This window comes from Rhodococcus sp. KB6 (genome assembly GCF_001445685.1).
Taxonomy (GTDB): domain Bacteria; phylum Actinomycetota; class Actinomycetes; order Mycobacteriales; family Mycobacteriaceae; genus Rhodococcus_F; species Rhodococcus_F qingshengii.
On sequence record NZ_LNAK01000043.1, the window covers coordinates 197,460 to 219,195 of the forward strand.

Below are 21,736 nucleotides of genomic sequence, written 5' to 3' on the forward strand. Positions count from 1 at the left end.
ACCTCAGAAGTTGCCCCGCGCGGCCTGCTCACGCTCGATCGCTTCGAACAGGGCTTTGAAGTTTCCCAGTCCGAATCCCAGTGAGCCGTGGCGTTCGATGATCTCGAAGAACACGGTGGGACGATCTCCGATCGGCTTGGTGAAGATCTGAAGAAGATAGCCGTCCTCGTCGCGGTCGACGAGGATGCCTCGCTTCTGCAATTCCTCGATCGGAACTCGAACCTCTCCGATACGCGCGCGCAATTCGGGATCCTCGTAATACGAAGCCGGAGTAGAGAGAAACTCGATTCCTTCGTCGACCAGAGCATCGACTGCTCCGAGGATGTCGTTGGTCGCAAGCGCGAGATGCTGAGCGCCGGGACCTTGATAGAACTCGAGGTACTCGTCGATCTGTGACCGCTTCTTCGCGATGGCAGGTTCGTTGAGTGGGAACTTGACTCGGTGATTGCCGCTCGAGACGACCTTGCTCATCAGCGCGGAGTAGTCGGTGGCTATGTCGCCGCCCACGAACTCGGCCATGTTGGTGAATCCCATGACCCGGTTGTAGAAGTCGACCCACTGGTCCATCTTGCCGAGTTCGACGTTGCCGACGACGTGGTCGAGGGCCTGGAAGATGCGCTCGGGCGCGCCGTCACGCTTGCGGTACGACGACGTCCGTTCGACGTATCCGGGAAGGTAAGGGCCGGTGTAGCGGGAACGGTCGACGAGGGTGTGCCGAGTCTCGCCGTACGTCGCGATGCTGGCCAGGCGAACGGTGCCGTGCTCGTCGGTGACGTCGTGCGGTTCGCTCAACACCGTCGCACCTTGGGTGATGGCGTGCGCGATGCACTTGTCCACGTCAGGGACGCTGAGCGCGATGTCGCGGATGCCGTCGCCATGACGGCTGTGATGCGCGATCAACTCGCTTGTCGGATCCACAGCACCTTTGACGACAAAGCGCACGGCACCGCTCTTGAGTACAAACGCGTGGTGGTCGCGGTTTCCCGTCGACGGGCCTGAATAGGCCACCAATTCCATGCCGAATGCGGACTGGAAGAAATGTGAAGTCTGCGTGGCGTTTCCGACGATCCATTCGAGGCCGTCCCAACCACTCACCGGGAAGGGATCGTGATCGCTGTCGTACTCGACCAGTCCGACCAGCTGGCGTAATTGCTCCAGATCCAGGCCGGCCAACTGTTCGTCGTCGGTGAGAGTCTGTTCGACGGTCATGGTGAGTCCCCTCTGAGTGCGATGTACACAGCGCGGTGCTCGAGTTATGTTCGGCACTGCCAGTACAAACAGATAAGTCCTTCAGAGGTTGGGTAGTCAACGGAGGTAGTTGAAAGTAGACACAGCGCCGGAATGCGAAGATGGTGGCACTGTTTTGTAGGCAATTTGCATAGTTGAACGACGAGTGGAGCAGACGTGAATCTCGACGCAGTGGATCTGGCTCTGTTGGACGCGATGAACAAGCACCCGAGAGCCGGTGCGTTGGAGCTTTCGCGTCAGGTCAAGGTTGCGCGGGCGACAGTGCAGGCGAGATTGAAAAGGATGGAAGATGCAGGAGTCATCGCCGGGTATGCTCCGCACATCAATTTGGCTGCAGCGGGTTTCGGAGTACAGGCATTCGTGACTTTGCAGATCGCTCAGGGGGCGCTCGACACCGTCACAGCGGAACTCGAGGCGATCCCCGGTGTGCTCGAAGCCTTTGCCACCACCGGCTCCGGCGACGTGCTGTGCCGGATTGCCGCTGCGTCGCACGAGGATTTGCAAGCGACGCTGCTCGAACTGAATCGGTCGGGGATAGCCACCCGGTCGACCAGCGTCATGGTTCTCTCGGTTGTGGTGCCGCTCCGGTCGATGCCCCTCCTGCAGACTCTGCAGTCGGAGCAGACAACCAAGGCCCCGGCGTACCGACGAGGCGGTCAGTCTCGCTGACGACCCGGAGCCCAGAATCCCAGAACGATCGCGGATACCCACATGATCGCAGCGAGCGTGAGTGCTCCTTGATCCATGCCTTTGATGAAGGCTTCACGGGCGAATTCGGCCAACTGGGCACCCTGCGGCCCGGCTGCTTCGGCGACGTGGAGAGCGGCGGCCAGAGAACCGGATACCGGCTCCTTGGCCGGTTCGGGTAGCAAGTCGACCGCGGGCTGGACGTGATTTCCGTAGCCGGCGGCGAGGATACTTCCCGCCAGTGCAACGCCGATGGCGGAGCCGATCTCACGGGTTGCGTCGTTGACTGCTGATGCAACACCCTGTTTGGAGTCCGGTGCGTTGGAGACGATGGCAGCAGTGGCGGGGGTTGTCGACAAACCCAATCCAATAGCGGCCACTACCAAGGGAACACAGACTTCGGCATAGGTCGAACTGGCGTCCAAGCGCGTCAAGAGCGCAATTCCGGTTCCGAGGAAGGCAACCCCGGTGGCGGTGAGGGCGCGAAGGCCGATACGCGGAATCAGCAGGGGAGCAACCACGGACAGCGCCATCACCGGCACGGCGATCGGCATGAGGGCGAGCGCCGATTGCAGGGGGGAGTAGTCGAGCACCAGTTGGAGATACTGCACGATCAGGAAGAACAAGCCGAAAGTCGCCAGGAATTGCAGGGTCAGTGACGCTGCGCCGCTGCCGAATGCACGATTGGCAAACAGTCTGACGTCCAGAAGTGGGTGGCGAGTGCGTAATTCGACCCAGCTGAAGATTGCTGTCATGGCAATTCCGCCGACCAGCAACGCGAGAACTACCGGATCGAGCCAACCACGGGCCGGCGCCTCGATCATCCCCAGGACGAACAGTCCGATCGAGCCGGCGATCAGCGCTGTACCAGGTAGATCGAGTGGAGTTGCCTCCGTGTCCTTCGACGTCACGATCGTGAACGACACCACGAGGATGAGGACCGAGACGACGGCCAGGCTGACGAAAATCGAATGCCAGGACCATTTTTCGAGGAGTAGCCCGGAGACGACGAGTCCGGCGATTGCACCGGACCCTGCGACGCCGGACCAGACTCCGACGGCGCGGGCACGCTGCGCCGGCGGGAAACCTGCAGTGAGTAGAGACAGCGTCGCCGGCATGACAAATGCGGCGCCGACGCCGGATATCACGCGGGAGACGATGACCCACGACGGTTCGTCCGCGAAGACCGGAATCGACGAGCCGGCAGCAAAAACGAGTAGTCCGAACATGAGCAGTTCTCGTCGACCGTATCGATCGCCGAGTGCGCCCGCCGGCAACAAGAGACAAGCCAGCGTGAGCGTGTACCCGTCCACGATCCACGTGAGCTGGCTCTGTGTTGCACCGGTATCGCGGGCCAAGTCGGGAAGGGCCGTGTTGAGAGCGGCCATCGCTGCGACGACCAGCGCGACGGCGCAGCACGCGACCGTCAGCATCCAGATCTGTCGGATGGTCCACGTGGACTGTTCGAGCGTCGTATCGCTACTCACGAAACCTCCCGATAGAAACAAGACCATCAGTATCGTTACAAGAACAGCAGTTCCACAACCCCCAAGTGGGTATAACTGAAGTTGTGACGGTGGGAATCGACAAGCAGGGAATCGAACAGCAGGGAAACGACGAGGACCCGCGCAAACAGCGTTCCAGGTCCAGGTTGCTCGACGCAGCGACCACGCTGCTGGCAGAAGGCGGCGTCGACGCCGTGACGATCGATGCCGTCACCAAGTTGGCCAACGTCGCGCGTGCGACGCTGTACCGCCATTTCGACAGCGGCACGGAGTTACTCGCCGCGGCATTTGCACGTCTACTGCCGCCGGTGCCGGAGATGTCCGGTGAAGGCGATCTCCGCGCGCAGTTGCTCGAGTTGTTGACCAGTCAGGCCAAGGCCATCGAAAGCGCACCGATCCAGGTGACGGCGATGTGCTGGCTCGGCTTGGGGCCGGAACTGAAGGGTTATTCGAGCGTCGATGCCCTGTCCACGGACAAGCCCGAATTGCGATCGCTGCGCCAGACGGTTTTCGAGCAGTACCGACACGCGTTCGATCGGATCCTGCGCTCGCCGGACGCGATCGACGCGTTGGGGGAGTACGACTACGACGTCGCACTTGCTCAGTTGGTCGGACCGTTGGTGCTCACCAAGCTGGCCACGCTGACGCCTCTCGGGGAGGCTGCGTGTGAGCAGATCGTGGACGACTTTCTGGCTGCACGCGGAGTGTCGAGCTGAGAGCTCACGGCTCCAGATTGCGGCGTAGCACGTACTGCTCGAGCCTGTCGATGCCGCGCACTCGTCGCGGACGAAGGTGTCGCAGTTTGAAATTGGCGTCCGAGCCGAGCTGGGTGGCCAGCTCGGAGTCGATCAGCACAGTGCCGGGACGAGCAGAGCTGGTGAGACGCGCGGCCTTGTTGACCACCGAACCGTAGAGATCTCCGAAGCGAACCAACGTCGGCCCCATGGCCAGACCCACCCGAAGCTGCGGATCGTCGTGATCGGCGAGGACCGCCTGCTGGATCTGCAAAGCGATCTCGGCGGCGTGGTGGGGACTTTCAGCGGCAAACATGACCTCGTCACCGACGGTCTTGACCACCCAGCCGTAGTTGCGACCGATGATTTCGGTGGACGCGGACTCGAACCGCTCGAGCAGATCGTTGAGTTCGGCGGAGTCGAGGCCGCGGGTCAGCGAGGTGTACCCGACGATGTCGGCGAAACCCACGACCAGAACACGACTCGCTACTTCTTCGCCCGGGTTTCCGACGTTGCGGCCCGTCGACGACGCGACGTGGCGCTTCCACACGTACGTCTGCAGAGATTCGACAGCGGGAATGATCTCGGCGCCGAGGCGCAGAACGATCTTCCGGATCGCTTCGGGCTCGTGATCTGCCGAGTCGGCGAGCTGGTCGATGATGTGTGTGCTGATCAGCGAGACCTGCCACTCAGCCAACCTCGACATCGACTGCCCCAGTGAACGGGCGGCAGCCACCTCACTGCTCTGCGAGATGACTCCTCGATTGACCATGTCGATGATCGTCTTGAGGGCGTTGGCGTCTTGCTGGGTGAACATGACGGCGTCGGGATCCTCGTCGACGGCAAAGCCCATCGCGACCCACAAACGATCGGCACGCTCGCGTGTCACACCGGCGAATTCCGCGATCTGCGATTGCGTGAAGCAGCGCGGTCCGCCGAGGAGGGACTCCTCGATGTCGGCTTGAATCCGGCTGAGCAGATGAGCATCGACGTCGACCGGATCAGCGGTGTGAGGTTCGGCAACGTGAGATTCAGCAGGGGCGGGTTCGGTGACCTCGTCGATCCACTCTGACTCCGAACTGCTCACCGTGCTCCTTATTGCCGCAACGAATTTCTGTCCACCATCTTCCACGCGGTGCCCCGAGAACAGTACTGAATTGGCCGAACCGTCTACGGATCCTCGGGCTCAGGCGGGCGGTGAGAGTCAACACGTCGGTGGCTTGTGCAAGAGTTGCCCCGAGAAAAGCACTGTCGATACCGAAATGCACGAGATACTTCTGAAAGGACCTGCGCATGCCACCCCGTAGACGTTCCGGCGCTGCCGCATCAACGCCGGATCACCTCACTGCGGACAATCTGGCAGCGCTCGCCACGGCTGTCGCCGAAGGCAAGCGCGCCACCGTCTATCTGCGCGAGGCGACTCCCAGCCTGGGGATCGAAGCCGGTACCTCGGCGAAAGTCGTGTCGGTGGACGGCAACACCGTGATGATCCGCCCCAAAGGCGTCAACGACGAATTGCCTTTCGAGGCAGAGGAATTGCGCATCAACCGCGTCTCCGCGGCACCGGCTAAACCGGCGCCACGGCCCAAACCAGTTGTGGAGTCCGAGCCACTGATGGAGCCACTCGTAGAGCCTGTTCGACCGAAGCCGCGTGCGCAGCCTGCACCCGCTCCGGTACCGATTACCACTGCTGCCCCTGCCGCGACACCTCGTCCGGCCGTCAAGCGTGCGAAGAAACTGCCGGCCGGCATCAGCGTCACGATCCATGCGGGCGCGGACAACGACTGGAGCGTGACGGTCACACAGGGCGCGAAGCGTCCGGGCAAAGCAGTTCCGGTCGCACCCGATGCGGTCGAGCGAGCTGTCCGCGAGTTGGGTGAGCCCACCGCAATCGAGGCTGTCGAGTCCATCATCGTCGCTGCACGGGACATGGCTGCAGCGCGAGTCGACGAGTTGAGTCGTCAGCTCGAGGAGGCACGCAAGATGCTCGAAGCGCTCGGAGCTACCGACTAGAAACGCTGCGTAGGTCCGCACTTTCCGGGGTATGCGTTTTTTGCAGCGGGGAGATTACCGGCGGAGAGATTGTGATGTTGCAGCGAATTGTTTCGGCTCTGGCAGCGTTGGTCTTGGCACTCGGACTCGGGTTCATCGTCAGCAGCAACGCCGTTGCTGCACCCACGCCCATGGGTGGTGGTTCGGGCATCATCATCGACAATCAGCTGGTCTGTACGTTGACCACTATCGGTCACGACAACGGCGGCAGACTCGTAGGTATCACCGCAGGTCACTGCGGTGGTCCTGGATCGTTCTTGATCCCGGAAAGCAACGAGGACGCAGGCGTGGTCGGCACGTTCGTCGAGTCGAACCCGGACCTGGACTACGGGGTCATCCAGTTCGATCCGGGCAAGGTCACACCAGTTCGAACGGTGGGCGCGGCAACCATCACCTCGATCGGCGCTCCAGCCAGCTTCCCGGCCACAGCCTGCAAGGAAGGCCGTACGACGGGCACGACCTGCGGCGTCGTCTGGGGAGACCTGAGCGCCGACGCATCCACCTGGACTCAGATCTGCGTCGACCACGGTGATTCGGGAGCCCCGGTCACGGTCGGGACGACGCTGGTCGCGATGGTCAACGCCTACCTCTGGGTGCCGTGCCTGGGGCCGGAACTCGGCACCAACATGACCTCCATCGTGGACACGATCAATGCCCACGGAGGTGTCGGCGCCGGGTACCGGCCGATCTAGCGGCGGGCTGGGATCAGCCGCACACTGCTCCACCCGAGGCTGATCCCACGAGCTTGGAGTACTTGGCCAATACACCACGTGTGTAGCGAGGCGGCAACGGCTCCCAGCCCTTCTTGCGGGCTTCCAATTCGGAGTCGTCGACCAACAATTCGAGTTGTCCGGTACCCACGTCGAGCCGGATCTGATCGCCGTCGCGAACGAACGCGATGGGACCGCCGTCGACGGCCTCGGGCGCAACGTGTCCGACACACAGGCCGGTTGTGCCGCCCGAGAATCGTCCGTCCGTCAGCAGCAGGACGTCCTTGCCGAGACCCGCGCCCTTGATCGCGCCCGTGATGGCCAGCATCTCGCGCATGCCGGGACCACCCTTCGGGCCTTCGTAGCGGATGACGACAACGTCACCGCCGGTGATGGTGCCGTCCTCGAGAGCATCCATCGCGGCGCGCTCGCGTTCGAAAACCCGTGCAGTGCCGACGAATACATCAGACTCGAATCCTGCCGACTTGACCACCGCGCCGCCGGGCGCGAGTGACCCCTTCAAGATCGTGATGCCTCCGGTCGGGTGAATGGGCTTGTTCATCGCCCGCAGGACCTTGCCGTCCGGATCGGGCGGGGTGATGTGCGCGAGATTCTCCGCCACGGTCTTACCGGTGACGGTCAGGCAATCTCCGTGCATGAGTCCCGCGTCGAGTAATGCCTTCATGATCACGGGGACGCCGCCGATACGGTCGACGTCCGTCATGACGTGCTTTCCGAAAGGCTTGACGTCGGCGAGGTGCGGGACCTTCGCGCCGACGCGAGCGAAGTCGTCGAGCGTCAGCGGGACGTACGCTTCGTGCGCGATCGCGAGGAGATGGAGCACCGCATTGGTGGATCCGCCGAATGCCATGACTACTGCAATGGCGTTCTCGAACGCTTCCTTGGTGAGGATGTCCCTCGCAGTGATACCTCGACGCAGGAGTTCGACAACGGCTTTGCCGCTCTCGCGGGCGAAGCCGTCGCGGCGACGATCCGGTGCGGGCGGTGAAGCGCTGCCGGGCAGCGACATTCCCATGGCCTCGGCGGCGCTGGCCATCGTGTTTGCCGTGTACATGCCGCCGCACGCGCCTTCGCCCGGGCAGATCGCCCGTTCGATGGTGTCGACGTCGGCGCGGCTCATCAGCCCACGCGAGCAGGCGCCAACCGCCTCGAACGCGTCGATGACGGTGACTTCCCGCTCACTGCCGTCGGAAAGTTTGGCGACGCCGGGGAGGGTGGAGCCGGCGTAGAGGAACACGCTGGCGAGGTCGAGGCGGGCCGCCGCCATCATCATGCCGGGCAACGACTTGTCGCAGCCGGCGAGAAGGACCGATCCGTCGAGACGCTCGGCCTGCATGACGGTCTCGACGCTGTCCGCGATCACTTCACGGGAGACGAGGGAGAAGTGCATGCCCTCGTGCCCCATCGAAATGCCGTCGGAGACGGAGATAGTGCCGAATTCGAGAGGGAACCCGCCGGCTTCCCGTACGCCCTCCTTGACGGCCTTGGCCAGGCGATCGAGGGACAGGTTGCATGGCGTGATTTCGTTCCAGGACGAGGCGACGCCGATCTGCGACTTGACCCAGTCGTCGTCGCCCATTCCTACTGCACGCAACATGCCGCGCGCTGCGGTCTTTTCGAGTCCGTCGGTGACGTCACGACTTCTGGGCTTGATGTCGGGTTCGGTCATTTTCCAAGCATAGGCGTCAGCGGGGTGTGTTTCCGGCAGACGAGCGACTCGACTTGCCGACAAACGCCGTCCGTCGTGAATAGACTCGTCGCATCGGGTGTGGGTGACTTTTTTTGCCGCTCTGCTGATACTGCCCATCCTGTTCGGCGCGTTGATCGCAGGCTATTCCGCGTTCTCCGAGGTCGACGGGTCCGAGGCTCTGCTTCCGCCGGCGTTCTGGATCCTGATCGCGGCCGGGGGTGCACTCGGCGGTTACATCGGAGTCAAGGTCGGTGTGGTTCGAGGCTCGGCCCTCGATTACCGGTTGTAATCGGGATCGACTCGATCAAACTTCCAGAGAAGCGCAGGCGAAGCCTGGGTGAACATCCCGAAGCTCTCTTGAACGCCCGTTCAGGTGCGGGTTCACTCCTAGCGTGCACACGAATGCCTTCGATCGAATATCCAGACGTGGCCTGCTGCAGGGATCGGCGGCCCTCGCCGGCGCAGTAGGTCTCGGTGTCGCTTCGGCGAGTCACGCCGGTGCCGAGGTTCCGGGTGGCAGCCCGGGCTTCGCGCACGGCGTGGCATCCGGTGACCCGTTGCCGGATGCGGTGATCATCTGGACCCGCATCACCCCGACGGCAGACGCGACGCCCGGTTCCGGCGTCGGGCCGGCGGTGACTCTCAACTGGCAGGTCGCGACCGATGAGGGGTTCGCGAGCGTCGTTGCGTCCGGAAGTGTTGCTGCTTCGGCGGATTCCGATCACACCGCGAAGGTCGACGTCACCGGACTCGATTCGTCGACGACGTACTGGTACCGATTCACTGCGGGTTCGGCTGTTTCTCCGGTGGGCCGCACCCGCACGGCTCCGTCGAACTCGGCAGATCTCGATCGTCTCCGCTTCGGCGTGGTGTCCTGCTCCAACTGGGAGGCGGGGTATTTCGGTGCCTATCGTCACCTCGCATTCCGCGAAGACCTCGACGCGATCATCCACCTCGGTGACTACATCTACGAGTACGGGCAGGGGGAGTACGGCGCGAGAAACGGATCCGTTCGCCTTCACGAGCCGGCCCACGAGATCATTTCGCTGGCCGACTACCGAATTCGGCACGCGCAGTACAAGACAGACCCGGATCTGGCAGCTCTGCACCTGAAGCTCCCGTTCATCACCACGTGGGACGATCACGAATCGGCCGACAACGCGTACCGGGACGGCGCCGAAAACCACACTCCCGGTGTCGAAGGTGACTGGGCAGATCGAAAGGCCAACTCGGCCAAGGCATATTTCGAGTGGATGCCCGTCCGCCCGTCGGGTAATGGTTCGAGCGTTCAGCTGTATCGTCGGTTCCGCTTCGGGAATCTGGCCGAGATCTCGATGCTCGATCTGCGTACCTACCGCGACGAGCAACCGACCATGAAGCAGGTCGACGATCCGTCGCGCACCATTACCGGACGCGCACAGATGGATTGGTTGACCAACGGAATCGTCACCTCCCCGACGCAGTGGAAGGTCGTCGGCAATCCGGTCATGATCACGCCCTGCGTGTTCCCGCCGCTGGAACCGGCGACCACCGCGGCGTTGACCGAACTGGTGGGTGTGCCGCAGGCCGGTGTCCCGTACAACACGGATCAGTGGGACGGGTACACCGCCGACCGCACCAGGCTTTTCGACGCGATCACCTCGAACGGTGTGGACAACACCGTCTTCATCACCGGTGACATCCACACGTCATGGGCCTGCGACCTACCGACCAACGCCGCCAACTATCCGGGTGGGTCGACCGTCGGCGCCGAGTTCGTCGTCCCGTCGGTGACGTCGCCCAATATCGACGACATGCTGAAAGTGCCACCGCGCACGGTAACCGTTGCGGCAGAAGAAGCATTCAAGGCCGTGAACCGACACGTGCGGTACGTCGAACTGGATTCGCACGGCTACGGCGTATTCGAAATCGCCCGCGAAGGTACTCAGATGGACTGGTACTACGTCGACGATCTCACCAATCCGCAGAGCAATGCGCACTACGCCGTGAGCTACCGTCTTCCGGCAGGCGCGGGCAGTAGAGTCTCACCCACCTCGGCCGCCCTCGATCAGGCCTCGTACCGACCAGGAGTCGACCAGTGAGTATCGAAGTTTCGCGTCGTAGCGTTCTGATCGGCGGAAGTGTTGTCGCCGGAACGGCATTGCTCGGAACGCCCGCTCGCGCGAGTGTTCCCACCAGCGCCGGAATCCCAGACCTGGACGTGCATGTCATAGTCGTAGACGGCATGCGGCCGGACGAGCTGCGATCGGAGCTCACCCCGACGCTGACCGGGCTTGCGGCCGGCGGTATCCACTACCCGGACGCCAGCGCCATCACGATCGCAGAGACGCTGCCGAACCACACGGCGATGATGACGGGAGTGCTGCCGGCGCGTTCGGGTGTACCCGCCAACTCCGTCTACGATCCGGCCATCGACAAGAAGCGTGACCTCGATCGGCCTTCCGACCTGCAGGCATCGACGGTTCTGGATCGGGTACGCACCGAACTCGGATTGACCACTGCGAGTGTGCTGTCGAAGCGCTACCTGCACGGGTTGTTCGGTGACCGCGCCTCATTGGTGTGGGATCCTCAGCCGCTCGTTCCCGGTACCGAGCATGCGCCGGACAACTTCACGATCGACGCCTTGATCCGTATCGTCGGCGGGAACTCGCCGCGGCTCTCGTTCACCAACCTCGGTGACGTCGATCGGGTCGGGCACCTGGATCTGTCCGGTCCGTCCATCCGTATCGCCCGCACGGCTGCACTTCAGAACACCGACAACCAGGTTCGCCGTTTCGTCGACTTCCTTCATGACACGGGTCGCTGGAATCGGAGCATTCTGATCGTGTTGGCCGACCACTCCATGGACTGGTCGGAGCCCGCGCGGCTCATCGGCTTGGATCGACCGCTGAACGCGGACCCGTTGCTGGCAGGCAAGATTCGAATCGCCCAGAACGGTGGCGCAGACCTGATCTACTTCGTCGGACCCGATGGCGAACGGGCGGAAGCCGTCAGCCGGATTCAGCAGATCGTGGATGGTGTGGACGGCGTCGAATCCAGCCACCTCCCCGCCGAATTCGATCTCGGCACCAATGCCGGTGACGTCGTTGCGTTTTGCGCTCAGGGCTGGCGGTTCAGTGATCCGACTCCACTGTCCAACCCGATTCCCGGCAACCACGGTCATTTCGTGACACTGCCCATCCCGTTCTTCCTCAGCGGCGGGCATCCCGCTCTCGACGGTGGACGGAAGATCGACACGCAGGCTCGCACGATCGACGTCGCACCGACGGTTGCGGCTCTGCTCGGCCTCGGTGCACCTGCCGGCGGCTGGGACGGCGTCGCTCGCACGACGGGTGTGTCGCTGAACGTCTAACGAGGATCGCGACCGGTCAGGGCAATCAGCTTGTCCTGCAACGACGCATCGTCAGGAAGATCGACGGGAGCGGAAAACAGACCGCTCTCGGCGAGCATGTCGCGCTGCCCGTCGAGGTCGGACCAGACGGCCTCGACGAGGTCTGGATCGAGTCGCTCGTCTGCTCCGACCGCTCGCGCAAGGTCCCAGGTGTGGATGGTGACGTCCGAGGTCTGCTGGCGCAGATAGGGTTCCACCTTCACCGTGCCGTACGAGAGGTGAACGTGGGCACTGAGGTCCGTCGATTTCCACGCCTTGATGGCGGCATCGGAGTACTTCTGCCATTCGGTCCACAGGTCGTCCCCGACGGGAACGATGTCCGGTGTCGCCTCGCCGACCGTCAGTCCGGCCAGGAGCGGCGGTACCCACTGCTGCTCCTCGATGACGTGGCGGACGAGGTGTTCGACGTGCCAGTCGGAGTCGGGCGTGGGTGCGTTCCAGTCCTCGACCGCAGCGAGTCGTGAACCGAATTCGCGGTGGGCGGTGAGTACGAGTTCGAGCCAATCGAATGCCATCACTCGAGGGTAACCCGATCAGCGTGACGTTAATCGGTGCGTGAGGCTTCGATTCGGTGAAGACTGTCGGGGTTGTCGCTCAGTCGAATCGAGGAGTTTTCATGACCGTCCCCACCGTCACTCTGGCCGAAGGTCTCACTGTCAGCGCCCAGGGATACGGCGCCATGTCCGTCGCCCCGGTCTACGGCCCGGTGGATCCGGCCGAGGCGCTCGCCACGCTGCACCATGCGGTGGACATCGGGATCACGTTCATCGACACCGCCAACGTGTACGGCGAGGGCTCGAGCGAGCGTGCGGTGGGAGAGCTTCTCAAAGACCGCCGGGACGAAGTGCAGTTGGCGACCAAGTTCGGTCTGGTCGGCAACATCGCCAACGGTCAGCGCGGGATCAACGGAGACCCGGCTTACGTGCCGCGGGCACTCGACGAGTCTCTGGGACGACTCGGCGTCGATCATGTCGACCTCTACTACTTGCACCGGGTCGACCCGAACGTGCCGATCGAAGACACCGTCGGCGCGATCGCGGAGCAGGTGAAGGCGGGCAAGGTCCGCAACATCGGCCTGTCCGAGGCGACCGGCGATGAACTGCGTCGTGCGTACGGGGTGCATCCGATCGCGGCGATCCAGTCGGAATGGAGCATCTGGAGTCGGGACGTCGAGAACAAGGTAGTACCCACCGCCGCGGAACTCGGAGTCGGATTCGTGCCCTTCTCACCTGTGGGCCGAGGCTTCCTGGCGGGATCGTTCGATGCGGAGACGCTCGGTGACAACGACCTGCGCCGACGCTTCCCACGCTTCTCGGACTCCGCGCTCCCTGCTAATCAGAAGGTTCTCGACGTGGTCCGCGCCGTCGGTGAGGAGCTCGGCGCGACGCCTGCACAGGTTTCCCTGGCATGGCTCGATGCCAAGGGCCGTCAGCACGGGTTGCCTTCCGTTTCGATTCCCGGCACGCGGTTCGCTGCACGAGTCACGGAAAACGCCGGAGCGTTGGACATCGTTCTGAGCGAAGACCAGATCGCTCGCCTCGACTCCCTCGCCGCGATTACCGAAGGCTTCCGTTCGGCTGATTTGAATTGGGTCTCTCAGGGCCGCGAATAATCATGTCCTGAGCCTTGCGAAAGACAGGAGTAACATACAGACCCGATGAAAAAAGTGTGGTTGGTCTGGGGTGTCGGTGTTTTTGCCTACGTGATCGCCGTGCTTCACCGCACTTCGTTCGGTGTCTCGGGTCTGTCTGCTGCTGATCGGTTCTCGATCTCGCCCAGCGTTCTGTCGAGCTTCGTCGTGCTGCAGATCGTTGTGTACGCCGGCATGCAGATTCCGGCGGGAGTCCTCCTCGACCGCTACGGTTCGCGGATCATGATCGCAGTCGGTGCGTTCATCATGATGTCCGCGCAGTTGGCTCTCGCCTTCACCGAATCGCTGCCCGTCGCGATCGATGCACGTATTGCCGTCGGTGCCGGGGATGCACTCACCTTCATCTCGGTGTTGCGGTTGGTACCGCAGTGGTTCCCGCCCCGGCAGGTGCCGTTGGTCTCGCAGTTCACGGGCATCCTCGGTCAGCTGGGCCAGGTGATGTCTGCGCTTCCGTTCATGTTGCTGTTGTCCGGACCGGGCTGGACTTTTGCCTACGGCAGCGCTGCCGCTGTCGGACTGTTGGCGTTTGCACTGGCGTTGAGTGTCATCCGCGACGCGCCTCCCGGTGCCGACGTGGTGGCCGTGCCGGCCGGCGCCAAGGAGATCGGGCGACAGATCAAGACGGTGTGGATGAGACCCGGCACCCGCCTCGGGTTCTTCAGCCACATGGGGACGCAGTTCTCGATAACGACGTTCGCGCTGCTGTGGGGTGTGCCGTATCTGAAATCGGCTCAAGGCCTCGACTCCGCCACCGTCGGCTCGCTGCTGACGCTGTCGGTCATCTCGGCAATCGTGGCCGGTCCGATACTCGGCATCCTCACCGGCCGCTATCCCATGCGTCGATCGTGGTTGGTTCTCACCATCATGGTCGCCAGCGCGCTCATGTGGACGATCGTGCTTTCACGAAGCGAACCGTCTCCGCTCTGGCTGTTGACGATCCTGGTGGTCGTCATCTCGGTGGGTGGGCCGGGTTCGGTGATCGGCTTCGACTACGCGCGTACGTCGAATCCGAGTTCGGCGATGGGCACCGCGCAAGGCATGGTCAACATCGGGGGATTCCTCGCTTCCCTCATCGTGATTCAAGTGATGGGCGTCATCCTCGGACACATGGGCGGGTACACGTTCGACGGATTCCGTGTCGCCTGGATGGTGCAATATCCGGTTTGGATTCTCGGTATCGTCGGTGTGCTCGTCACCCGAGGCAAAGCCCGGCGAGCCCTCGCAGCAGAAGGCGTACACGTACGGCCGATTCGCGAAGTCATTCGCCGCAACAAATAACTCGATCGCATCGGGTAATTCATCCCCTGCGGGTGAGGTTCCCAAGCGTCCGAGCCACCAGGCTTGATGGATGAACGACGCAATGAACATCGGACCGGTCGAGCTCGTGGTGCTGGCATTCCCAGGTTCAACTGTGGATCCTGAAGCTGTCGCCGCGCTGCAGAACGTGGTGGAACGAGGTTTTGTCACTCTGCTCGACCTCGTGTACATCGCCAAGGACGCGGACGGACAGGTGTCGCAGATCGATGTCGACGAAGATCTCACCGACATCGGACTGGCGATTCTGTCCATCGAAGCCAAGGCATTGATCAGTGACGAGGACCTGGACGTGGTCCGTGAGTCACTCGAACCAGGAACGTCCGCCGCAGTCATCGTCTACGAGCAGACGTGGGCGCGTGAGCTCGCGTCGACGGTTCGCGGTGGCGGCGGCGACGTAGTCCTTCACGTTCAGATACCGCGCGAGGTAGTCGTCGCAGCGGTCGAAGCAGCATTTCAGTAGCGACAATTACCCAAGGAGTTCGGCATGGTTTTTCGAGGTGGACGCAGAGGGCGGCCGGGGTTGCTCGGCACGGTGGCGCGCACGGCGGTAGTGGCTGGAACCGCAAAGGCGACGTCCAACGCCATGGATCGACGGAGTCAACGAAAGGCCAGCGAGCAGCAGCAGGAGTACCAGCAGCAACAGCCGCCGCCGCAGCAGCAGGTCGCCCCCGTGCAGTCCGTTCCCCCTTCAGGCGCGGACGATCTGGTCTCCAAGCTGCAGGAGTTGGGACAGCTTCATCAGTCCGGCGTGTTGACCGATGCCGAGTTCGCGGCGGCAAAGGCGCAGTTGCTGAGCTAGCCCTGCTGTTCTCTTCAATTGCGGCAATGCGCATTGCCGCAATTCGGCGTGAAAGGCTGACTTATGATCGACCCACGTGCGGCATCGGCCGCAATCGAAGCCGCGAACGCCCGAGTCGCCGAGACTCTACCGTTCTCCGACGACGCCGACTTCACCGAGGCGAAGCGGGGTTTCGTCGCCGCGCTCGATCCGGGGCTGGTTGCCGATTCGGACGGGAAAGTCCTGTGGAACAACGATTCCTACGCCTTCCTTGACGAGGACTGCCCGCCAACGGTCAATCCGAGCTTGTGGCGTCAGTCGAAGTTGGTCGCCAAGCAGGGACTCTTTGCGGTGACGGATTCGATCTATCAGATTCGCGGACTTGATCTGTCGAACATGACGTTGATCGAGGGAGATACCGGAATCATCGTCATCGATCCACTGATCTCCCGGGAAACCGCTGCTGCCGGGCTCGCGTTGTACCGGGAACACCGTGGTGATCGACCAGTAGTCGCGGTGATCTACACGCATTCGCACATCGACCACTTCGGCGGGGTCAAAGGTGTGACCACCGACGACGACGTCGCCGCCGGGCGATGCGTGATCGTCGCACCCACCGGGCTCGTGGAGCACGCGGTCGAGGAAAACGTCTATGCGGGAACGGCAATGGCTCGACGCGCGGCCTACATGTACGGGGCGGCCTTACCCCGAGGTCCCCGAGGTAGCGTCGGAGCCGGGTTGGGGCAGACCACCTCAACCGGCACACCGACGCTCATTTCGCCGACGGTGTCGATCTCGAAGACAGGTCACACGGAGACGATCGACGGCGTTCGGATCGAATTCCAGATGACGCCCGGAACCGAGGCCCCATCCGAGATGAACTTCTACTTCCCGGATTTGCGCGCACTGTGTATGGCGGAGAACGCAACTCATACTCTCCACAACCTGCTCACGCTTCGCGGTGCCCTGGTACGAGATCCTCATGTCTGGTCTGCGTACCTGACGGAATCGATCAATCGTTACGCCTCACGATCCGACGTTCTGTTTGCGTCCCACCACTGGCCGACGTGGGGGACCGAACGGCTCACCGAGTTCCTGTCATTGCAGCGCGACCTCTACGGGTACCTTCACGATCAGACACTTCGTCGAATCAATCAGGGGTGGACCGGTCTCGAGATCGCCGAATCGATCGAGCTGCCACCTGCATTGGCGCAAGCGTGGCACACGCACGGGTACTACGGTTCCGTCAGTCACAACGTCAAAGCCATCTACCAGCGATACATGGGTTGGTTCGACGGTAACCCTGCGCATCTGTGGGAGCATCCACCCGTCGAATCGGCCAAGCGTCACGTGGAGTTCATGGGCGGATCAGCAGAAGTGTTACGGAAAGCTCGGGAATCGTACGAGCGCGGCGACTTTCGCTGGGTTGCGCAGGTGGTGAACTACGTGGTCTTCGCTGAACCGGACAACGTCGAGGCCAAGAATCTGCAGGCCGATACCTTCGAGCAACTCGGGTACGGCGCCGAGAACGGCACCTGGCGGAACTTCTACCTCACCGGTGCATACGAACTGCGCAACGGCTCAGTGGGGACGCCCACGGTTGCCGCGGCGCCCGACATCACCGCAGCGCTGTCGGTAAGTCAAGTCTTCGATGCAGTATCGCTGCGCGTGGATGGAGTGCGCGCAGCGGGCTCGCACATCGTCGTCGATTGGAACATCACTGACGAAAACATCGTTCACCGAACGGAACTCAGCAACGGAGTTCTGATCCATTTCGACGTGGAAGGTGAGTCTGCAGATGCTGGGTCTGTGGATGCGATGTTCAGTTTGAGTCGGCGCGACTTACTCGGTGTGCTGCTCGGTGGTGTGGACTTGGGTGCCGAGATTGCGAATGGAACCATCTCGGTTTCCGGCGACCCGGCGAAGCTCGCAGAACTTGCCGGATACCTCGACGAGCCGGATCCGAACTTTGCGATAGTCACTCCGACCTAGCGCTGTATCAGTCGTGAACGAGCCTGTACTTCAACAGGTCTCGAGTCGCGCACCTGTTTGAAGTTGTCCGTTTTGTCTCTGGTTCTCGAAAGTATGTTCGATTAAACTTTCGGCATGGATAGTCGGGGAGCGTGGCAGCTGGATGATGAGGACCTCAAGAGTGAGGTTCTGGATCTGGTGCGTGTCCGGCACGAGTTGCAGTCGCGGTTGGTGTTGTTGATCGTGGAGATGTTTTCCCGTGAGGTTCTCGGTGGGAAGGGTTTTCGGGCGATCGCGCTGTGGTTGCATGGTTCGACGAATTTGGAGATCGGTGAGTGCAGTCTGCTGGTCGGGTTGGCGCGGTTGTTGATGCTCGAACCTGTTGTCGCGGATGCGTTTCATCGCGGCGATGTGGATGCGTTGAAGGCGCGGCAGGTGGCGTCGTTTTGTCAGCATCCGCCGAAGAACATGACCCTGGCGGATGTGGACAAGGCTCGCGGGATTTTGTTGTCGTTGGCGTCGAAGAACATTGCGGATTGCGATGCGGTGCGGGCGGCGATTCGGCGGATCGAGAAGCAGTACGGCAAGCGCGAGGACGGCGTCCCGGTCGGCGAGGATTCCGAACGTAACGAGTTCTACGCCTCGAAAGGCTTGTACGGGCGGGTCACTGTGAAGGGTGATCTGGATGCGGTGAACGGGGCCCGGTTGATCACGTTGTTGTCGAGTCTGTCGGCTCCAACGCCGGAGAAGGACGGCGTGAAGGACACGCGTACGCCGGCGCTGCGACGGGCGGATGGGTTCTGCGAATTGTTGCGCCGGTACGAGTGGGCGGGGTTGGGTCCGGTCGAGGGCGGGTGAAACCGCACATCACGGTCACCGCCAGCGCGAAAGACCTGACGGATATGCAGGCGCTCAAGGATTTGTTGCCGTCTACCGAAGAACTGGGTTTCGCGTGGACGGATTGGGTGGGCCCGATCAGCATCGACACCGCCCGGATGTTGGCCTGCGACTGCACAGTCACCCGGATCTTGTTGGACGAGAATGGTGTTCCGCTCGACTGCGGTAAGGAAGCGCGAACAGCAACGGTGCCGCAGAGGCGGGCGTTGGCGGTCCGCGATGGCGGTTGCGCGTTTCCGGGATGCGGGACACCGCCGGGGTGGTGCGATGCCCACCATATCGTTCACTGGAACGATGGCGGCCCAACAGATCTCGATAATCTGATCTTGTTGTGCTGTCATCACCACCGGACGATGCACCACACCGAATGGCGGGTCGAGATCGGACCGGATCGGAAATCGGTGTTCTATCCACCGATGTCGGTTGATCCGTATCAGCATCCGATCGGCGGGAACAGTCCGCCCACCGCGGCGTGAATCGCGACAACTGAAGACGTGAGCACCGGGGCACAACCATGCCCTGGTGCTTGCTCAATCCAGTATTTACTCAAGACAACGTGATGTCGGCAATCAGGCCGTGGTGATCGGATCCCTCGATCTCGATCCGTTCCAAGGATGTCGCCACGGCGCCTTTCGTGATGATGTGGTCGATACCGACCACCGCCGGATACCGCTTGTCGGTCGGATAGGTCGGGATCAGGCCGGAACCCAATTGGTCGGCGGCGCTGGTGTATCCGTTCGTGAGAAGATTCCGGAACTGTTTGTTCGAGTACGACGCGTTGAAGTCGCCGCTCACTATCACGTTGTCCCGTCCGGCGACTTTGTCCATGTAAGACCCAAGCCTTCGCTGCTCGTCCGCCCACACCGAAGGCGGTGAGATGTACGCCGGTGCCGGATGCACGGCGAACAATGTGACTGGCTGCGCCAAGCCGACATTCAGTTCTGCGGACAGCGTTTCGGGTGAGAATCCGTCGAGGCTACGCGGATTGGAGAGTGGAAAGCGACTGTAGATTCCTGCCCCGCCACCACCGTCGGTGTACGGGACGAGGAATTGGTGGCTCAGAACCTCGTCAAGCCCGGCGGCTTTGAGCGCGTCGGCTTCCTGGTACGTCAACTCCTGGACCGTCACCACGTCGACCTCGCGTTCGCGGACCATCGCCACAAGCGACTCCGGATCCGCTGCACCGACCATCAAGTTGGCCTGCATGATTCGAATCGATGGACCGTTCGCAGACGTCGACTCCCCAGTTCCGCCGATGTACAGCGGGCTCACAGACCATCCGAACAACCCAAGGACGAGGATCGAGGCGGCGCACACGATCCACTGACGCCCGATACCCGAGACGACGGCACCGATCAGCGGAGCAATCATCAACAAGGGCGCCACTGACGCCAGAACGATCACGATGTTGTGATCGACGTCCAACTGAGTTGCGATCAAGGCAACCAAACCAGTCACGATGCCGGCCACACCGGCCACGGCCGAAAGGCGGCGAAGAACCAGTCGACGAGGGGGCACGGCATCGGGTTGCATGACGTCCATGGAAGCAGAAGAGCGTCGTAGCTCCGGGAAACTGCAGGTGGAGTCGGTGCGCCCTATTGTTTGCGCCCTATTGTTGCGGATACGGAAGGTGGCTGCTGCTGTTCTCACTGACGGAGATCGAGCGGCCGAGTTGGGGGAAGGCGCGTTGAGAGCACGCTGGCCTGTCACAGACTTTGCACCCCGCGCCGATCGGCACGATGGTCACGGGGTCGTCCGTCTGAATTCCGTGTGAGTAGACCATGCGATCGGCGTAGCCGATGTCGCAACCGAGTCCGACGGCGAAGTTGCGCTCGGGTGCGAGGTACCCGAGTCCGCCGCTGTGGGTAGTGCGCGCCACCCAGAGGTATGTCCGGCCGTCGGGCATCTTCGCGACCTGAGTGAGGATGCGACCTGGGCTCGCGAATGCCTCGTGGATGACCCACAGCGGGCAGCTGCCTCCGACTCTGGAGAAGTGAAAAGCGGTAGCAGACTGACGCTTCGAGATGTTTCCGGCGCGATCGGTTCGGACGAAGAAGAAAGGGATGCCGCGTTGGCCGTGTCGTTGGAGAGTGGACAACCGGTGGCAGACTGTCTCGAAGCCGACCTCGAACTTGAGGCTGAGCAGGTCGATGTCGTACCGCAAGGCCTCAGCGGATTGCAGGAATTGGGTGTACGGGAGTAGCAGTGCGCCGGCAAAGTAGTGTGCGAGTCCGACGCGGGCCAGCGCTGCGGACTCGGCGCTCAATGATTCATCCTCGGCGACAAGGGAATCGATCACGTCGGCCTGCGTGAAGAAGGCCAACTGCATTGCGATCTGGAACGCGCGTTGTCCTGCCGACAGACGACGGGCGAGTGTGAGGACCGACTTGTTCGGATCGTAGTAACGCTTGGGGCCGAGCTTGTCGGGTTCGTCGGTACGGATCGTCACGGTGACGCCGTGCTGATCGCGAAGTAGTCGTGCCAGTTGCAAATCCACTGCGCCCACGGACAATCCGTTGTCCAGGAACATCTGCTCGGCAGCGTCGTCCAGAACGGCGATGTGATTCTTTCGGTCGTAGAAGAAGTCCCGAACTTCCTCGTAGGGCATCGGTACGAGTGACACATCGGACGCTGGTTCGCCGGACAACTGCGTCGAGAACTGGTCCAACTGCTCTGTCGCGGCGTGAAGGCGGCGGTGCAACATCACGAGGGTGCGTCCGACCGCCGGCATGCGGGCCACCAATTCGTCCACCTCGGCCAGAGATACGTCTCCAGATTCCGAAGTTTCGGCCAAGGCGTGATGAACGTCCGCAACCAGGCGTGCGTCGGAATCGGAGGCGAAGAATTGCACGTCGAGATCGAACTCGGCGTTGAGCTTGAGAAGGACGGGCACCGTCAGCGGTCGTTGATCGTTCTCCAGTTGATTGACATAGCTGGGGGAGAGTTCGAGTGCCTTCGCCAGTGCGGACTGTGACAGGTTTCGTTCCTCCCGCAGCCGTCGCAGCCGCGCTCCCGCGTACATCTTCTTCATCGAATCTCCTCGGTGCCGATCGCGTTCACCCTACCGAGAAGCTATTCGCAACA

At 62.2% G+C, this 21,736-nt stretch carries 19 protein-coding genes and 1 pseudogene; 13 read left to right on the forward strand and 7 right to left on the reverse strand.

Annotated features, from left to right (window positions below; genetic code table 11):
* Positions 1-3: 3 nt before the first annotated feature.
* Entirely contained in the window at positions 4-1,209 is a 1,206-nt protein-coding gene (hppD, locus tag ASU23_RS07985; RefSeq protein WP_058037677.1) for a 4-hydroxyphenylpyruvate dioxygenase, read from the reverse strand.
* Between the two features lie 195 nt (positions 1,210-1,404).
* Here hppD and ASU23_RS07990 point away from each other — a divergent pair, with 195 nt between their 5' ends.
* The gene (locus ASU23_RS07990; protein WP_003939810.1) at positions 1,405-1,917 is read left to right on the forward strand and encodes an Lrp/AsnC family transcriptional regulator; all 513 of its coding nucleotides are present in this window, start codon (positions 1,405-1,407) and stop codon (positions 1,915-1,917) included.
* Here the strand turns inward: ASU23_RS07990 and ASU23_RS07995 are convergent.
* Positions 1,905-3,449, reverse strand: a complete 1,545-nt coding sequence (locus ASU23_RS07995) for an MFS transporter (protein ID WP_058037678.1) — start codon at positions 3,447-3,449, stop codon at positions 1,905-1,907. The genes ASU23_RS07990 and ASU23_RS07995 overlap by 13 nt on opposite strands.
* A gap of 56 nt (positions 3,450-3,505) precedes the next feature.
* Here ASU23_RS07995 and ASU23_RS08000 point away from each other — a divergent pair, with 56 nt between their 5' ends.
* On the forward strand, positions 3,506-4,156 hold the full coding sequence (locus tag ASU23_RS08000; RefSeq protein WP_030537009.1) for a TetR/AcrR family transcriptional regulator: 651 nt from the start codon (positions 3,506-3,508) through the stop codon (positions 4,154-4,156).
* Between the two features lie 4 nt (positions 4,157-4,160).
* Here the strand turns inward: ASU23_RS08000 and ASU23_RS08005 are convergent, their stop codons facing one another.
* Positions 4,161-5,153, reverse strand: a complete 993-nt coding sequence (locus ASU23_RS08005) for an adenylate/guanylate cyclase domain-containing protein (protein ID WP_208690623.1) — start codon at positions 5,151-5,153, stop codon at positions 4,161-4,163.
* Between the two features lie 314 nt (positions 5,154-5,467).
* Here ASU23_RS08005 and ASU23_RS08010 point away from each other — a divergent pair, with 314 nt between their 5' ends.
* Both ASU23_RS08010 and ASU23_RS08015 read left to right on the forward strand, forming a co-directional pair.
* Positions 5,468-6,187 (forward strand): DUF6319 family protein, encoded by a 720-nt coding sequence (locus tag ASU23_RS08010; protein WP_058037679.1) that lies wholly within the window; start codon positions 5,468-5,470, stop codon positions 6,185-6,187.
* Between the two features lie 74 nt (positions 6,188-6,261).
* Positions 6,262-6,918 (forward strand): hypothetical protein, encoded by a 657-nt coding sequence (locus ASU23_RS08015; protein ID WP_058037680.1) that lies wholly within the window; start codon positions 6,262-6,264, stop codon positions 6,916-6,918.
* A gap of 13 nt (positions 6,919-6,931) precedes the next feature.
* Here ASU23_RS08015 and ilvD read toward each other — a convergent pair whose 3' ends face one another.
* A complete protein-coding gene (ilvD, locus tag ASU23_RS08020; RefSeq protein WP_003940201.1) occupies positions 6,932-8,626 on the reverse strand; it encodes a dihydroxy-acid dehydratase in 1,695 nt (564 codons plus the stop codon).
* A gap of 103 nt (positions 8,627-8,729) precedes the next feature.
* Here ilvD and ASU23_RS08025 point away from each other — a divergent pair, with 103 nt between their 5' ends.
* The 3 genes from ASU23_RS08025 to ASU23_RS08035 all read left to right on the forward strand — a co-directional run bounded on the left by ASU23_RS08025 (position 8,730) and on the right by ASU23_RS08035 (position 11,999).
* The gene (locus ASU23_RS08025) at positions 8,730-8,936 is read left to right on the forward strand and encodes a hypothetical protein (RefSeq protein ID WP_223304509.1); all 207 of its coding nucleotides are present in this window, start codon (positions 8,730-8,732) and stop codon (positions 8,934-8,936) included.
* Positions 8,937-9,039: 103 nt separating this feature from the next.
* Positions 9,040-10,728, forward strand: coding sequence for an alkaline phosphatase (locus ASU23_RS08030; RefSeq protein ID WP_058037681.1), 1,689 nt, complete (start codon positions 9,040-9,042; stop codon positions 10,726-10,728).
* Positions 10,725-11,999 carry an alkaline phosphatase family protein gene (locus ASU23_RS08035; RefSeq protein ID WP_058037682.1) on the forward strand — a complete coding sequence of 425 codons (1,275 nt, stop codon included), beginning with the start codon at positions 10,725-10,727 and terminating at the stop codon, positions 11,997-11,999. Before ASU23_RS08030 ends, ASU23_RS08035 begins: the two co-directional genes overlap by 4 nt.
* Here ASU23_RS08035 and ASU23_RS08040 read toward each other — a convergent pair.
* On the reverse strand, positions 11,996-12,553 hold the full coding sequence (locus ASU23_RS08040) for a TIGR03086 family metal-binding protein (protein ID WP_020970773.1): 558 nt from the start codon (positions 12,551-12,553) through the stop codon (positions 11,996-11,998). The two genes, ASU23_RS08035 and ASU23_RS08040, sit on opposite strands and share 4 nt — an antisense overlap.
* A 101-nt stretch (positions 12,554-12,654) precedes the next feature.
* Here ASU23_RS08040 and ASU23_RS08045 point away from each other — a divergent pair, with 101 nt between their 5' ends.
* The 6 genes and pseudogenes from ASU23_RS08045 (at position 12,655) to ASU23_RS08070 (ending at position 19,128) form a co-directional block, all read left to right on the forward strand.
* Positions 12,655-13,650 (forward strand): aldo/keto reductase, encoded by a 996-nt coding sequence (locus ASU23_RS08045; protein ID WP_050656831.1) that lies wholly within the window; start codon positions 12,655-12,657, stop codon positions 13,648-13,650.
* Positions 13,651-13,695: 45 nt separating this feature from the next.
* Positions 13,696-14,967: a nitrate/nitrite transporter gene (locus tag ASU23_RS08050; RefSeq protein ID WP_058037683.1), complete on the forward strand. Its 1,272-nt coding sequence runs from the start codon at positions 13,696-13,698 to the stop codon at positions 14,965-14,967.
* Positions 14,968-15,037: 70 nt separating this feature from the next.
* Positions 15,038-15,466 (forward strand): DUF6325 family protein, encoded by a 429-nt coding sequence (locus tag ASU23_RS08055; RefSeq protein WP_007732604.1) that lies wholly within the window; start codon positions 15,038-15,040, stop codon positions 15,464-15,466.
* Positions 15,467-15,490: 24 nt separating this feature from the next.
* Entirely contained in the window at positions 15,491-15,805 is a 315-nt protein-coding gene (locus tag ASU23_RS08060; RefSeq protein ID WP_058037684.1) for an SHOCT domain-containing protein, read from the forward strand.
* A gap of 63 nt (positions 15,806-15,868) precedes the next feature.
* The gene (locus ASU23_RS08065) at positions 15,869-17,776 is read left to right on the forward strand and encodes an alkyl/aryl-sulfatase (RefSeq protein WP_058037685.1); all 1,908 of its coding nucleotides are present in this window, start codon (positions 15,869-15,871) and stop codon (positions 17,774-17,776) included.
* 114 nt (positions 17,777-17,890) lie between these two features.
* Positions 17,891-19,128 (forward strand): annotated as a pseudogene (locus tag ASU23_RS08070) (DUF222 domain-containing protein).
* 70 nt (positions 19,129-19,198) lie between these two features.
* Here ASU23_RS08070 and ASU23_RS08075 read toward each other — a convergent pair.
* Both ASU23_RS08075 and ASU23_RS08080 read right to left on the reverse strand, forming a co-directional pair.
* On the reverse strand, positions 19,199-20,194 hold the full coding sequence (locus ASU23_RS08075) for an endonuclease/exonuclease/phosphatase family protein (protein WP_058037686.1): 996 nt from the start codon (positions 20,192-20,194) through the stop codon (positions 19,199-19,201).
* Positions 20,195-20,261: 67 nt separating this feature from the next.
* Complete coding sequence (locus ASU23_RS08080; RefSeq protein ID WP_058037687.1) at positions 20,262-21,683, reverse strand: short-chain fatty acyl-CoA regulator family protein; 1,422 nt, start codon at positions 21,681-21,683, stop codon at positions 20,262-20,264.
* Positions 21,684-21,736 lie beyond the last annotated feature (53 nt).